Raw genomic sequence first — 15342 nt, forward strand, 5'->3', positions numbered from 1 at the left:
TTTTTATATTATTTTAATGAACCTACCATGACACCTTTTTCAAAGTACTTCTGGAAGAATGGGTACATAATCAATAAAGGTAAACTTGCTAGAACAATAGATGAGTATTTAATAATCTCAGAAATTCGCTGCAACTCAGCCATCGCAAGCTGGTCCCCTATCATTCCAGGCTGTACTTCGTTTTGAATAAGAATCGAACGAAGGACTAGCTGAAGTGGATAAAGCTCACGATCGTCGAGATAAATTAATGCATCAAAGTAGGCATTCCATTGGCCGATAAATGCATATAAAGCTAGAACAAAAATAATTGGCTTCGATAATGGCAATACAATCTTCAAGAATATCTTAAATTCAGAGGCACCATCGATTCTTGCAGCTTCTTTCAGCTCATTTGGAATTGCTTTAAAATACGTTCTCGCTAGAATAATGAACCAAACTGATAATGCGTTTGGTAAAATAATCGCCCATATTGTATTGAGCATTCCTAAATCACGAACAACTAAATACGTTGGAATCAAGCCCCCATTAAAAAACATTGTGATGAGGAAGAAGATCATCAGTGCTTTCTTTCCGACTAAACCTTCTGCAGATAATGTATAGCCAGCAAGGACACAAACTGAAACAGTGACTATCGTAAATCCAGCCGAATATAGGATAGAGTTAAAAAAACCTCTCATGATTGTCCCATCCATCAATATTCGTTTGTACCCTTCTATTGTCCAATCAGATGCGCTAATGGAGAATCCTTTAGACAGCAGGACGTTCGGTTCTAAAAAAGAAGCAAGTAATACATAGAGAAGTGGAAACACAACAATTATGACAATGATAGACAACAGTATTTTATTAATGAATAGCAGTAGGCGATCGTTTTTTGAGTTATTCACTCTTTCCTCCTCCTTTCTTATAGAAGACCTTCGCCTTCATTTAATTTTTTGACCACTTGATTAACAAACACTAGTAAAATCACATTGATAATGGCATTAAATAAGCCAACTGCTGTAGCAAATGAAAAGTTCCCTGCCAATAACCCTCTTTTATAAACATAGGTTGGTAGTATCTCAGAAGCAGGTAAATTCATCGAGGTTTGCAATAAATAAGCTTTTTCAAAACCAATCGCCATAATCCCCCCAGCAGCTAAAATGAATAGTACCGCCATCACCGGCTTAAGTGTTGGAAGATCAATATGAATGATTCGTTGGATAAGCGACGCTCCGTCCATCGTAGCTGCGTCATGCAGTTGCGGGTCCACGTTAGCTAGTGCTGCAACATAGATAATAGATGCCCAGCCAGCCCCTTGCCATACACCAGACCAAATGTAAATCGACCTAAATGAATCTGGATCAGACATAAACGAAATAGGATTATCTATGAAAAGAGATAGAATGGCATTAATAGGCCCTGTTGGAGAAAGAAAAAGGAAGACCATTCCCGAAACAACCACTATCGAGATAAAATGTGGGGCGTATAGAGCCAATTGAACATTCTTTTTAACCTTAGCCCTTCTCAACTGATTTAACATGAGAGCCAATATGATAGGGATTGGGAACCCAATTAAGAGCTCAAATGAACTTAATTTAAGCGTATTCATAAAAATATCTAAAAAATTGGGGGATGTTAAAAAGCTGGTAAAGTGTTTAAGTCCAACCCATTCGCTTCCCCATATCCCCTTCATTGGACTGAAATCCTTAAACGCGATCGTCGCCCCGTACATCGGGATATATTTAAAAATGATAGTAAGAATAACCGCTGGAGCGATAAGCAAATAAAGAATATAGTTTTTCTTTATATAATTTAGTTGCCGTTTTATTTTCTTTTCAGGTTTAATCTGTATAACTGTTTCTTTCTCCACCTTTACTAATTCTGGCAAGCTAGTAACCTCCTTTTGTGAAATTATTATCTTTTTATCATCGGGTTCCAACAAAAAAGCGTTTTCATTATAAAGCAAAAAAATCGGATAAGTCTTAGCTTTGCTGTTTTCTCCCTTCTTCATTTCATTATCTGATTTAAAATATAACAAAATCATTACACGTAATATTTCAATATTTTTGGGTCTCGATCTTTAATATTTTCGGGTTTTGATTTTTCAGACAAAAAAAGAGGATGGGACATAAATTAACTTCCCAGCTTTATTTACGAACGATTTATACTAAAGAATGCCTTAATGTAAAGGTTCTGTTAAACACCGCTGTTGATTTCCGCACCAGGCTTCGCTTTCCACGGGGCGCTTGTGGAGCCTCCTCGGCTACGCCTGTGGGGTCTCCACAAAACGCTATCTCCCGTAGGAGTCTTCGCCTTGTGCTCCAATCAACAGCTAGCGTCCTAAAAATCAATACTGTACTTTAATATAGCTAACCTAAAAAATCCGAACTTATGCAAAACTCTACTTAGAATTTCGCATAATAATTCGGATTTTTCTTTAACAAATATTCTTTTATCCCAGCCTCAAGGAAGAACGATATTGGTTATTTTGGAATTACTCTGAGGCCATTATTTATTTTCTCAACTGCCTTTAATACTGATTCTTCCACGTCTTTTCCACCGATACCCACATCTTCAAATAGTTCCTTTATCGCTACACTTACTACAGGGTAAGCTGGCGTAACCGGTCGATTTTTCGAATGATTTTGTGCCTGGTGAACAAAGATATTTTTCGGATATTCTTGTAGTTCTGGAAACTCCTCGGCGACGGAATATCTCGCTGGTATATCACCGGTTATTTCTACATATTTCTTAGATCCTTCATAACTCGTAACATACTCAATGAACTCCCAGGCTTCTGCGGGATAGTTGGACTTTGTTGAGATTCCGAGGGACCAGCCCCCATTTGGAACCACCTGTTTTTTTGCCATAGGTAATGGGGCTATTCCATAATCTATTCCTAATTTAAACGCAGAATCGTTCTTTTCATAGTCTGCTAATGTCCAAGATCCCATCACCGTCATTGCAAGATTCCCTTCGACAAACGGATCCTGTGGAAGTTCCACCATAGCTATCTCATGTTTGTGATAAAGATCTTGATAAAACTGCAATGCTTCTAATGCTTGCTCTGAATTTATATAACCATCTGCTGTAGTACCATCTGGGCTTAAAACCTCTGCACCAAATTGCCAGAGAATTGGTAGTTTAAAATAAGCAGGAGATTCTCCGTCACTAAAGCCTTGTGCTGGATCAATCCCATACACATTGTTAGAAGGATCATTTAATTGTTGTGCAATGTCTACCACTTCATCCCAGCTCATTGGTTTATCTTTTGCTGGAAATGGGATGCCAGCTTTTTTGAATAAATGCTTATTATAAAAAAGAGCAACACCAGACTCGACAATAGGGGCTAAATAGATTTCATTTTGATATATTAAGCCATTCATTGTAGTAGTTGGAAAATCAGCTATATTTCCTTCTGATCGCATCTGTTCATCTATGGATAAAAGCGATCCTGAGTTAGCATAGACTGCAAGGTTAGGACTGTCGATTGCCATAATATCAGGAGGGTTTCCTGCGGCAATTTCCGTTCGTAATCTTAATTCATAATCACCGTATGGAATGGCAACTAAGTTAACTTTAATGGTAGGGTGTGCAGCTTCAAATGCTGTAATTAACTCTTTGTATGCCGTATTCTCCAATTTCGTCCCACTATTTCTCCAAAACATTAATTCGATGGATGGCTTATCCTCTATTTGCTCCATCCCTGATTCATGTTGATCTCTAGGGAAGAGCAAGAAAACCAAAGAAAATCCAACCATACTTAGTACAACAATGGAGGCCATCAGGATTCCTATCTTCTTTTTCATATCTATTCCCTTTCTTTTGTTAGGCATTCAACTTAAATGCTTTTCGGTACTCTACTGGTGTTTGTCCAACATGCCTTTTAAATACCGTACTGAAATAACCCGAATTAGAGAACCCAACGAGATTCGAAACGTCAATTATTTTCAATTGGGGATTTTCCAAAAACCGCTTAGCATTTTCCATTCGCAAGTTAATAAGATAGTCGCTAAAATTTTGACCGACATGTGCTTTGAAGATTTCAGATAAATAGGCGCTATTAATATGAAATTGTTCTGAAAGACTCGAAAGTGAAATTTCACTGGCATAATGCTGCTCTAAATAATGACGAACCTTTTCAACAATTACCGTTCCATTAGACGAGCTACGGATTACTTGTACCTTTTGGATAATCGAATACGCTAATCGAACGAGGCTTTCAATGACCCTAGATTGAGAATTAAGCTCCCATATACTTTGTTGGCAATTCCAAATCATATTATTAATCTCGTTTGAATCAATATCATATTTTCTGGCATGGGATCCTAACAAAAACAAAACTCGATTTGCAATAAAAGAAAATGTCATGACAGATTGATTGGTTGATTCTCCTAAAATCTCTTTCATATTATGGACAAAGGCATCGTGATTTACATTTTCTATCGCATTGATTAAGCGTTTTTCAAACTCAGTGGAAAATTCAAACATCTCATGATTAACAGCCCCATCGATAACCTGAGAGTGTGTTCCCAACTGACTTTGACTCCAAGAAAGCAAAGCTGAAATATATCCGGTTTTAAATTCAGCTTGACCAGTGACCACTTTCCCAATGCCAACAACAGTTTCTAGTTGTAAAAAGCTCTTCATCATTTTTTGTAGCTTGATAATAAAGCTCGATTTATGTGTTAATTGGTTTATGTCTACGCGACGAATAAAGTGAATCATATTTGCATAACTAGCATCATAGAACGAATATGTTCCTTTGTTCTCTTCTGCGATTTCCTTACAAATCATTCTAAAGGGAAGCCATAATTCTTTTAAGTTATTCGGGGTAGTAGCTGATTCTCTCATCTCCACTGTTATAATCTGTACGCTTACGTTTTCATTAGCAAATTCGTCTAGCTGTAATTGCCGCAATCTCTCCAGCGCGACATTTAGTTCTGACCATTCTTCTTTAACTAAGTAGAGCAAATACTGTTCTCTCATCTCTTCAAACTGATTATGAACTAGTCGAAGCATTCTCTCTGATTCCACTTCTTTTTTCTTTTCGCCTTCTATTTCTATACGTATTCTTTGTAAAGCATCCATTAATTCATCCGGCGCAACTGGTTTTAATAAGTAATCTTTTACCCCTTCTATCATTGAAGTTCTAACATATTCAAAATCGGAATAACCAGATAGAACGATTACTTTAACATGAGGGTGCTCCAGATGACAGCGTTTCACGAATTCAATTCCATCCATTATGGGCATTCTCACATCTGTAAGAACAATATCCACTTCCATTTCCTCTAGTTTCTCGAGGGCTTCTTGACCATTAGATGCTTCCCCCACGATGCGAAACCCTTCTTCTTCCCACTCCACTTTCATTCTTAAACCTTTGCGAATTTGAATCTCATCATCGGCGATTAACACCCTCATCATGTATATCCCCCCTCGTTGTTATATACAATATCACCCTTGTGCCTTTACTCTTTTCAGAATGGATGTTAAAGGAAAAATTCGCCCCATAATATAGCTTTAGTCTACCAAGGACATTCTTTAATCCAATGCTCGTACCTTTACTTGCTAGTACATTATTTAACTCGTTATTTTTATTAGCATCCAATAAATTTGCGATAACCTCTTCTGACATTCCCACTCCGTTATCTTCTACGGTAATAATGATTTGATCTTCCGTCTTTTTCGTTTTTATTCTAATTGCAGCATGTGTGTTCTCTATAAAACTGTATTTTACAGCATTCTCTACGAGTGGCTGTATTACAAATTTGATGATTGGGAGAGTTCTTGTTTCCGGATCCTCCTCCATTACAACGGAAATCGTATCTTCATACCGTACTTTTAAAATATCGGTAAAATTTCGAATGTAATTCATCTCTTCCCCTAATTCCACAACATCACTATGTGTGTTCAAGGAATACCTCATCATGCGTCCCAAGTAGACGCTGACATTCATTACCTCTTTATTTTTCCCCTGTGCTGCCAGTCCCCCGATAATTTCTAGCGTGTTATTCATAAAATGAGGATTAATCTGTAGTAACAAGGCTTTATACTCCGCATCTTTTCTACGAATATTTGCTTCATATTCTATTTTTATTAATTGATCTAGGCGGTAGATGGTTTGATCAAATACTTTTACAAGATAGCCTACTTCATGATTATCTGATTTAATAGTCGGCATCATTTTCTTCGCTCCAGAAAAGTCTCCTCGTTCCATATATTTCATTGCTTTGGCAAGCTTTCCTAAAGGACTAACGATATTGGAAGAAAGTAAAAAGGAAGCGATCATGGTAAGGATAAAAATAATCGCACTTGTTAGAAGTAATTTATTTTGCAATTGATTAATCTTAAAAAACAGTTCAGATTTAGTAATTTCACTAAATAAAACCCAATCTCCAATTGAAAGCTTTTGATAGAATACAAGGTATTCTTCACCTTCATGTTTCGTTTCAAACAACCCTTTAGTAGGTTTACCACTTGTAATATGATCTAAGCTTTTCTCTAGTACATATTGCGGGGTTTTTACTGAACCAGGTAAAACATTTTCCCCTAAGCTATTTAATAAATAAACACGTCCATTTTCTCCAAGCTGAATCTTACTTAACGCTGTTTCGAGCAGTGATGAAGGGAAATTAACCTTTATTACACCGGCTAGCTCAAGTGTGTTTATATCAAACAAAGGAAGAAGATAACTACTTATTTTCACTTCGCTCATTTCACGGTGTTGCTGGAAATTATCTGTATGCGCTTTCACCCAACGTTGATGATTATCCGGAAAATCTTTATACCATTCCATCTCCTCTAATAAAGGATTATTCACCCAAATTCCTGTTCCATCATTTAGAAAAACCGAAAAAGACATCATATTTGAATTATTTAAGACCATGGAAGCTAGCTGAGCTTTCAATTCATTTTTCTTCAACAAACGTTCGGTTTGTGAGGATTCAGCACCCTCCTTTTCCAACTTCAACCACTGCTGAGTTGTTTGATCAACGAGTACTTGCTTCCCCAAATCTTCAGCTTGCATTGTAATTGAGTTAATATAAAGAGAATATTGCTCCATCATGTCTTGAGTAGCATTCTTTGTTTGATTTTCCATAATAGACGTAAACCAGCTCGGTACAATAAACGATAATACCAGAAATGGAACCGTTAACAATAATGTGAAAATAATAAAAATCCGATTTCGTAACGAAAAAAACATATAGCCTCCAAAAAAATGTGTTTTCATTTTAGCAGAACATTGTCACGCGAAGATATTTATATCAATCACTATGACACTATTCTATATAATTTAGCATAATCTTTAAAACCATACTATAGGTGGTTTTATTCCAATTAAAAACAGTAAAAGCGTTGTATGTATATATTATTAAGAGAACATTATAAAAAAGCATCTTTTTTCTGAACGTAACTATTTGTATCTTAAAATAACAAAAAACTCTTTCCCTAAAAGAAAAAGAGTTTCAAAAAGTGGTAATAGATAGTATCTTAGCCAGTTGGCAATTTCATATTATCCATAATAGTAGAGAAGTATTTCCTCACACTTCCCATTGTTTTACGTTGCGGATTAGAAAGGTCATTGTTGGAAGTTCCATCATTTAAAAAATCCAAGATTTCGACGTCCCGTTCCGTATCAATGGAATCTTCATCCATCAAATCAGGAGCGTACATTTCTTCTCCATCCATAATGCGGTGGACAGCCCAAACTAAATCCTCACTTGGAGTATCCTTTAGCAAATACCCTTGAACCCCAGCGTTTAATGCGCGCTGAAAGTAACCTGTCCTTGCAAAAGTAGTTAGAATCATCACTTTACATCCAGATTCCTTCAAAGCCTCTGCTGCTTCCAGCCCACTCTTTTTCGGCATCTCGATGTCCATGATACATATATCTGGCTCTAGCTCTTGCACAAGCCTTAGTGCCTCTTCCCCATTGCTCGCCAGCCCGACTACTTCCATATCTTCTTCCAAATTGAGTAGGGAACCAATTGCACCTAATAGCAATTCTTGATCCTCTGCAACAACTATTCGAATCATGTACGTTCCCTCCTGGGTAGCTTTGATTATAGAGAGACTCCCCTCAATTAAAGGGGAGCCTGTCAATATGCACGAAGATTAATGTTCTGCTTTCATTCGTACAGCCATGTTTTCTTTTACTTGTTTTTTTGCTTCTCTGAACGTTACAAAGTTCTTTTTCTGCTCATCCCATAAACGGAAATGAATGGAACGCAAGCTTGTTGCAAGTGTAATTGTTGGTACGTTCTCTAAAGGAGGCGTGTTTTTGTGTGCCTCTTCTAGCTTGTAGTTTGGTACTCTTGGGCTTAAATGGTGAACATGGTGATAACCAATATTACCTGTTAGGAATTGCAGAAGTTTCGGAAGTTTATAAAAAGAACTACCTTCCACAGCTGCTAGCACGTATTCCCATTTTTTATCTTCTTCAAAATAAGAATCCTCAAATGTATGCTGTACATAGAACAACCAAATACCAATAGATCCTGAAATCATGAAAATAGAACCTTGTACAATTAGAAACGTCTGCCATCCGATAGCCCAACATAGTAATGCAATCAAGGCCACGATAAGAACATTCGTCAAGTACGTGTTGTTACGTTCTTTCTTTCTAGCACCTTTACGGTTGAAACGATTTTTCAGAAGGAACACATAGATCGGTCCAATTCCAAACATAACGAATGGATTGCGATAAATACGATAAGCTAAACGAGTCTTAAGTGGTGCAGCTAAATACTCATCGACTGTTAACGTCCAAATATCCCCTGTTCCACGTTTGTCCAGGTTTCCACTTGTTGCATGGTGAACAGAATGCTCATGTCCCCATTGATCATAAGGAAATAACGTTAATACTCCAGTAACTGTCCCAACGATTCGATTCAAACGACGGTTCTTGAAAAATGAATGATGCGTACAATCATGAAAAATAATGAAAGTTCTTGTCAAAAATCCAGCGGCAATCACCATTGGAACTAATGCTAACCAATAAGAAACCGGAAGACTAATATATGCAAGGTACCATAAGAGAAAAAATGGACCTAATGTGTTGATAATTTGCCATACACTTTTTGCTGTTTGTGATTGTTCAAAAGGAGCAACCTGCTTTTTAAGCGTTTTCGTATTATTTTGTGAGGTCATATTTTTTATTTCCCTTCTTCGTTATGTCGTTAATTCACATTATAGAGGAATAGAAAATAACGTGTTAGTAGCAGGTGTCATATGCAGAGTATGACAAATGTCATATATAGTTGAAAAAACCTTATAAATAAAGGGTTTTCATTTTTATGTTCATCATTTTATTATTAATAAAGTTATATTCTGAAAATTATGTTAAAATAAAAGGACAAACGTTAATGATAGGAAGTGGACACATTGAAACGCATACTAGCCATAAGTGATATCCATGGGGATATAGAAAAGTTTGAGAAACTCTTAAAGCTTGTGGAATATAACAAAGAACAAGATCAGTTACTTCTATTAGGAGACTATGTAGATCGGGGACGAAATTCTAGAGCCGTTCTAGATAAAGTAATTAAGTTAAAAGCAGAAGGAGCTATCGCCTTAATGGGCAATCACGATCAAATGATGATTGATGCATTTCAAGATGATCCAATAAACCTGAAAAGATGGTATTACAACGGTGGAATCAAAACCCTTCAAAATTACGGCTACGAAATCGAAAAAGACGATGCGAACTATTGGTACACCACAGATGAATACCCGGATCCAATACAAATGAATGAAGAAATTCGTGCTCACATTGAGTTTCTTAAAGAACTCCCCTATTACTATGAAACAGACACCCACATCTTTGTCCATGCAGGTGTTCATCCCGAAACACCCATTCATTCCACAGAACCTTATACATTAGTGTGGATTCGTGAAGAATTTCATAAAGGATATACCGGAGAAAAGACCATTGTTTTTGGACACACGCCAGTGAAATACTTACACGAAAGCCCAGATGTCTACTTTGGAGATAATAATATTATTGGAATTGACGGTGGCTGTGCATATGGAAAAAGGCTTAATTGTTTGGAAGTTGAGAGTCGACGGGTGCTTTTTGTGGAGTAGATAGGAAGAATAAAGGGTGCCTGCCCCCAGTACTGTATAGAAATTAAGTACCGAGAGCAGCCACCCATATAACTACTTTCGTATGCCATTCATTATAAACGTAATAATATTCTCCACTTCTTCCTCTTCATTAATGTTAGAACGATCCGTTTGTAAGACAAAGCGTGACACTAAGTAGCCCCCAATTAGCGTAAACAGCATTCTTAAAATAGTATTGCTAGGAAGCTCAACAAGTTCTCCACTTTCCTTATATTTTTCTATCACAATAATGATCCTACTTAATACATTTTCCGTAAAGTAGGGAGCAATTTCTTTTCTTAGTTCTTCTTTATATAGAACCTCTTTGACTAATATTTGAAATATTTCTTTATTACCATTTACAAATTCAATGCGATTTTTAAGAAGAGCACGTAAAAAGTCTTCAAACGAAAGGATGTGTACTTGCATAATTTCATTAAAAACATTCTCTGCCATAGTAGGCAACGCTTCTTTTATAAACGGAAGTATTACCGACAGCAATAGATTATCCTTCGTTCCATAATGGCGAAAGATAGTTCCTTCCGCCACTCCAGCGGCCTTTGCAATTTCACTTGTCGATGTATTGGAATACCCTTTTTCTGCAAACATTTTGATAGCTGTCTCCACTATTTTCTGTTGCTTATCGGTTGTTTTTTTAGATAGTTTTGTTTGGGCAATCATTTCATCTAACAAATTATGCTTAGACATATAAAACCACTTCCTTCTTGCTTATGGCCTTCATTATAACTTACGATACCTCTTCAATGCGAACACATTAAGCGTTATAAACAACACAGCAAATACTACTAATGCCAAAATCTCTCCACTAATATCGCTCAACGTAAGACCTTGGTACATGACACCCTTTAATGCATTTGCTCCATAATACAATGGCATGATTTTCCCGAGTGCTTGTAGCCAATCGACCATTCCATCAATCGGAATAATGCCCGAAAAGAACACTTGAGGAATTACGGCTACTGGAATGAATTGAACCATTTGGAATTCCGATGCCGCAAAAGTAGAAAGGAGTGTTCCTAAGGACAGTGCGACTAATGCGAGTAATAAGTTTATTAAAATAACATTCCAAATTGAGCCTACTAGTACCATATCTAACAGCGTTACTGAAAAAAACACGACGATAATCGTTTGAATAACGGCAAATATTCCAAAACCTATGAGGTAAGCTGTAACGATTTCTCCTCTCCGAATTGGTGTTGCCATTAAGCGATCCAATGTTCCAGAAGTTCGCTCTTTTAATAAACCAATACCTGAGATCAAAAATACGAAAAAGAAAACAAAGAATCCAACTAAAATAGGACTTAATACATCAAAGAATTCCGTATCACTGCTCCCATACACATAGCTTGTAGCAATTCCCTCTTGCATCATCTCTATAGTGACAGGAAGTTGTTCTATTAACTTTAACTGAGCCTGTGCAGCAACTGCTTGGTTGACGATCATTTCTAATCTTTTTGCAGATGCTGGATCGGTATTTTGAATGGTTAATGCATATTCTTCCTGTTCCATTCGTAGGAAGCCATCCAGGTCACCTTCAACCACTATCGCTTCGGTTTCATTTAAGCCAGTCTCATTCTCATATACTTCGATTATGATATTTGCATCCTCAAGTACTTGAACTAGCTCAGCATCAATATTAGAAACACCTAGTTTAAGGTCCGCTCCCTCCCCGCTAAATAAAGCATACATCAAGGATAAAATTAATAATGGTGCCACAAACAGCAATGCTAAGGTTCGTTTATCTCGAAGCATCTGTTGACATATTCGTTTAATTAACGCGACTATTCTCATTGACCTCTCCTCCCAGCGTTTAGGAATACCTCATCAAAGTTTGCCGCATTGTATAGCTCTTTTAATTCCTTTGGCGTCCCATTTGCTAAAATATGTCCGTCCCTAATCATCGCGATAAAATCACATCTTTCTGCTTCATCCATGACATGGGTCGTCACGATGATTGTCTTGCCCTCTTCCTCTTTTAAACGTAATAATTCATTCCAAATACTTAGTCTTAATTCTGGATCTATTCCAACTGTCGGTTCATCTAAAATAAGGATTTTTGGATTTTGAATTAACGCAATTGCTAACGATAATCTTCGCTTCATTCCACCAGAGTAAGTTGAAACTTTTTTGCTTAATTCCTTTGTGAGGTTTACTAAATCGGCGGCGTAAGCGATTCTTTCCTTCATTTCTGTTTTAGTTAGTTTGTACAGAGAAGCAAAAAATTGAAGGTTTTCTTTTCCTGTCAGTTCTATATACAAAGCATCTGATTGCGCCATATACCCAATATCTTGGAGCAGTTCAAGATTAGGCATTTTTTTCTTTAATACATGGATGCTACCTTTAGCAGGCGTATCCATCCCAACGATCATTTTAACTAAGGTTGTTTTCCCTGCACCCGAAGGACCGATAAATCCGTAAATTCTCCCTTCTTCAATCGATAAATTTATCTCATTTAACACTACTTTTTTACCAAAACTCTTCGTTACATTTTCTATTTCAATGGTGACAGACATTAATAAAACCTCCCTGATCACTTTTAGTGAGTGATTACTCACTTTTATAATAACATGGTTTTAGTCTACGTCAACAAAAATAACAAAAGATGCCTGACCCTCAGTGAGTTAAATCCTTAACTCATTAATCTTTGGGGCCAGGCACCGATTTTCATTTTTCAATTACCCTTCAATATCACGTTTTCTATATCCTATAAAACCTGCTAATAAGAGTACTATTGATATAATAATTAGTGTAGTGACTTTCATATAATCTATTTCTTCTACTGGAAGCTTTGGAATATGCCCAAATGGTGATAGTTTGTTCATCCACTCAGGGAATTGAAACAATCCGCCCAAATAAACGACAACAAAGGAATAAGCTAAATACAACCAGATAACACCTGTAAATTTAGGGAAAAGGCCAACAAGTAACACCGTTAAACCAACCATCACCCAAATTGCTGGTAAATAAACCATTGCCCCTTGAAAAACGGTTGTAAAGGAAATTGGGTCATCCATCACCGCTACCCCTCCAGACCACAGTCCAATAACGGCAAGAATTAAAGTAATGAATCCTATAATCATAGATAAAGTAAAATAGCTTCCCATAACTTTCATACGGGATACTGCACGAGAAAGTAAATGTTCTAGATGATTCTTCTTCTCTTCACCTTTAAGCTTTAACATCACCATTAAAGTGGGAATCGTGCAAATCATCGCAATAATTGACATAAGCATCGTTAAAAATTGTTCTGTTAACGTGGCTCCTCCAGCTGAAGCTAGGAGCTCTGCCATCATATCATTACTTTCAAAAAATGCTTCCAAATCACCTAACACAGAACCATAAGAGATTCCTAAAATATATGCCCCAATTGCCCATGCAATCATTCCTGTTCGTTGTAGCCTAAATGATAAACCTAATTGCGTTTGGAGGAATTTTGATGCATTACTTCTACCTGGTCTCGATGGAATCAACCCTGATTCTAAATCACGGATTGCATTAAAATAAAGAGCGAGCCCTACTATGAACATAGAGACAGCAAGTGTAAGGAAAATCGGCCACCAATAGTTATTAACATAAACTTCTGTTCCAACAATCCATCCTAGTGGAGAAAACCATGAAAGTGTCTCATTGCTCACATCTCCTACCGCCCGAAGAAGATAGGCACCTACTAATACGGTAAAGGAATAACCGATCGTTCCTCTCGTATTCTCGGAAAGCTGCGCAAATAAAGCAGTGATTGCCGTAAAGAAAATACCGGTTGCGCCAAGGCCTGCTCCATATAATAGGGAGCCATTTAAATCCATGCTTTCAATACCTAAAGAGTACAGGCCAAATCCACTAATTAGTGCTAACAACACATTTACTCCAAACAATACGAGAACTGTTGAAGTAAGATTAGATAATCTTCCCACTGGAAAAGAGCGAATCAGTTCAATTCGACCCTCCTCTTCATCGCCTCGAGTATGGCGGGTTACAAGCAAAATACTCATAATTGCGACTACAATAGCAGTGAAAAGCAACATTTGGTGGGCCATCATCGCACCTTCTGTATAGTAATCGAGCCCATATCCGGGACCAATCATGGCAGTCATCGCTGGATTCCTCATCGTTTCTGCAATTGCCTGTCGTTCTTCCGCTGATTGATACAGGCCAGTAAAGTAAAATGCAATGATAATCGTTGTGACCGATAAGGAGATTAACCAAATTGGAAGGCGAAGTCGATCACGTCGAAGAATAAATCGAGACATCCTTCCAGTCTGATTAAATTGCTGTTTCCACATTAGGAAACACCTCCTGCTCCCGGATGTGAACGATCGCCTTCATAATGGCGCATAAATAGATCCTCTAATTTTGGCGGCGAACTTTCTAATCTCACAACTCCAAATTGACTCACATACTTGATGATAGCATCCAAATCCCCACTATCCACTTGAAAGGATACTACACCATCATTGTCTTCTATTTCATGTACGCCTTTTAACTCGTTTAAAGCTGTTAGTGGTTGCTTCGTCTCTACTAGTAGATTCGTTCTTGTTAAATGACGTAACTCGTTTAATGTCCCAGATTCAATAATCTTTCCTTGGCGAATGATTCCGACTCGATCACATAACTTTTCTACTTCCGATAAAATATGACTGGATAGTAACACACTTTTTCCTGCAAGCTTTGCCTCCAATACACAATCGTGGAAGACTTTTTCCATTAAGGGATCGAGTCCAGAGGTTGGCTCATCCAATATATATAAATCAGCTTCAGAGGCAAACGCCGCTACTAACGCAACCTTTTGACGATTACCTTTTGAATAAGTTCGACACTTTTTCGACGGGTCTAAGTTAAATTTTCGAATTAACTCTTCACGGCGATTTCCATCCGTAGAGCCCCGCATTTTCATAAAAATATCAATGACTTCTCCACCGGTTAAATTGGGCCAAAGATTCACATCTCCCGGTACATAAGCAATCCGTTTATGAATTTCAACTGCATCCTTCCAAGCATCCAAACCGAAAATTTTTGCTTCCCCTTCCGTTGCTTTCAATATACCCAGCAGTACGCGAATAGTCGTGGACTTCCCAGCTCCATTGGGACCAATAAAACCAAATACTTCACCCTTATTCACTTCCAAGTTGACTCCATTTAATGCTGTAAACTTCCCGAATTTTTTCGTCACATTCGTTGTTTTTAAAATCGTCATGCCAGATCCTCCTCCTCTTGTCTAACTAACCCGAATTATCCAAA

Annotated in this window: 13 protein-coding genes; 1 reads left to right on the forward strand and 12 read right to left on the reverse strand. The window is 37.4% G+C overall.

What is annotated here, in order from left to right; all coding sequences use genetic code 11:
- Positions 1-8: 8 nt before the first annotated feature.
- The 7 genes from BK580_RS18885 to BK580_RS18915 all read right to left on the reverse strand — a co-directional run bounded on the left by BK580_RS18885 (position 9) and on the right by BK580_RS18915 (position 9132).
- A complete protein-coding gene (locus BK580_RS18885; RefSeq protein WP_078381827.1) occupies positions 9-884 on the reverse strand; it encodes a carbohydrate ABC transporter permease in 876 nt (291 codons plus the stop codon).
- 17 nt (positions 885-901) lie between these two features.
- Positions 902-1831: an ABC transporter permease gene (locus BK580_RS18890; RefSeq protein ID WP_408055265.1), complete on the reverse strand. Its 930-nt coding sequence runs from the start codon at positions 1829-1831 to the stop codon at positions 902-904.
- A gap of 631 nt (positions 1832-2462) precedes the next feature.
- Complete coding sequence (locus BK580_RS18895) at positions 2463-3788, reverse strand: ABC transporter substrate-binding protein (protein WP_078381829.1); 1326 nt, start codon at positions 3786-3788, stop codon at positions 2463-2465.
- A 19-nt stretch (positions 3789-3807) separates the two neighbouring features.
- Positions 3808-5406, reverse strand: a complete 1599-nt coding sequence (locus tag BK580_RS18900; protein ID WP_235864072.1) for a response regulator transcription factor — start codon at positions 5404-5406, stop codon at positions 3808-3810.
- Positions 5381-7186 (reverse strand): sensor histidine kinase, encoded by a 1806-nt coding sequence (locus BK580_RS18905; RefSeq protein ID WP_078381830.1) that lies wholly within the window; start codon positions 7184-7186, stop codon positions 5381-5383. The genes BK580_RS18900 and BK580_RS18905 overlap by 26 nt, the downstream gene beginning before the upstream one ends.
- 287 nt (positions 7187-7473) lie before the next feature.
- Positions 7474-8019, reverse strand: coding sequence for a response regulator (locus BK580_RS18910; RefSeq protein WP_078381831.1), 546 nt, complete (start codon positions 8017-8019; stop codon positions 7474-7476).
- Between the two features lie 78 nt (positions 8020-8097).
- The gene (locus BK580_RS18915) at positions 8098-9132 is read right to left on the reverse strand and encodes a Delta(5) desaturase DesA (RefSeq protein WP_078381832.1); all 1035 of its coding nucleotides are present in this window, start codon (positions 9130-9132) and stop codon (positions 8098-8100) included.
- A gap of 234 nt (positions 9133-9366) precedes the next feature.
- Here BK580_RS18915 and BK580_RS18920 point away from each other — a divergent pair, with 234 nt between their 5' ends.
- Positions 9367-10068 carry a metallophosphoesterase family protein gene (locus tag BK580_RS18920; RefSeq protein ID WP_078381833.1) on the forward strand — a complete coding sequence of 234 codons (702 nt, stop codon included), beginning with the start codon at positions 9367-9369 and terminating at the stop codon, positions 10066-10068.
- 72 nt (positions 10069-10140) lie between these two features.
- Here BK580_RS18920 and BK580_RS18925 read toward each other — a convergent pair whose 3' ends face one another.
- The 5 genes from BK580_RS18925 to BK580_RS18945 all read right to left on the reverse strand — a co-directional run bounded on the left by BK580_RS18925 (position 10141) and on the right by BK580_RS18945 (position 15298).
- Complete coding sequence (locus tag BK580_RS18925) at positions 10141-10794, reverse strand: TetR/AcrR family transcriptional regulator (protein ID WP_078381834.1); 654 nt, start codon at positions 10792-10794, stop codon at positions 10141-10143.
- Between the two features lie 33 nt (positions 10795-10827).
- Positions 10828-11898 carry an ABC transporter permease gene (locus BK580_RS18930; protein ID WP_078381835.1) on the reverse strand — a complete coding sequence of 357 codons (1071 nt, stop codon included), beginning with the start codon at positions 11896-11898 and terminating at the stop codon, positions 10828-10830.
- A complete protein-coding gene (locus BK580_RS18935; protein ID WP_078381836.1) occupies positions 11895-12620 on the reverse strand; it encodes an ABC transporter ATP-binding protein in 726 nt (241 codons plus the stop codon). Before BK580_RS18935 ends, BK580_RS18930 begins: the two co-directional genes overlap by 4 nt.
- A 162-nt stretch (positions 12621-12782) precedes the next feature.
- Positions 12783-14387 (reverse strand): ABC transporter permease, encoded by a 1605-nt coding sequence (locus BK580_RS18940; RefSeq protein WP_078381837.1) that lies wholly within the window; start codon positions 14385-14387, stop codon positions 12783-12785.
- On the reverse strand, positions 14387-15298 hold the full coding sequence (locus BK580_RS18945) for an ABC transporter ATP-binding protein (protein ID WP_078381838.1): 912 nt from the start codon (positions 15296-15298) through the stop codon (positions 14387-14389). Before BK580_RS18945 ends, BK580_RS18940 begins: the two co-directional genes overlap by 1 nt.
- Positions 15299-15342 lie beyond the last annotated feature (44 nt).

The sequence above is a fragment of the Sutcliffiella halmapala genome, from assembly GCF_002019665.1.
GTDB lineage: Bacteria > Bacillota > Bacilli > Bacillales > Bacillaceae_I > Sutcliffiella_A > Sutcliffiella_A halmapala.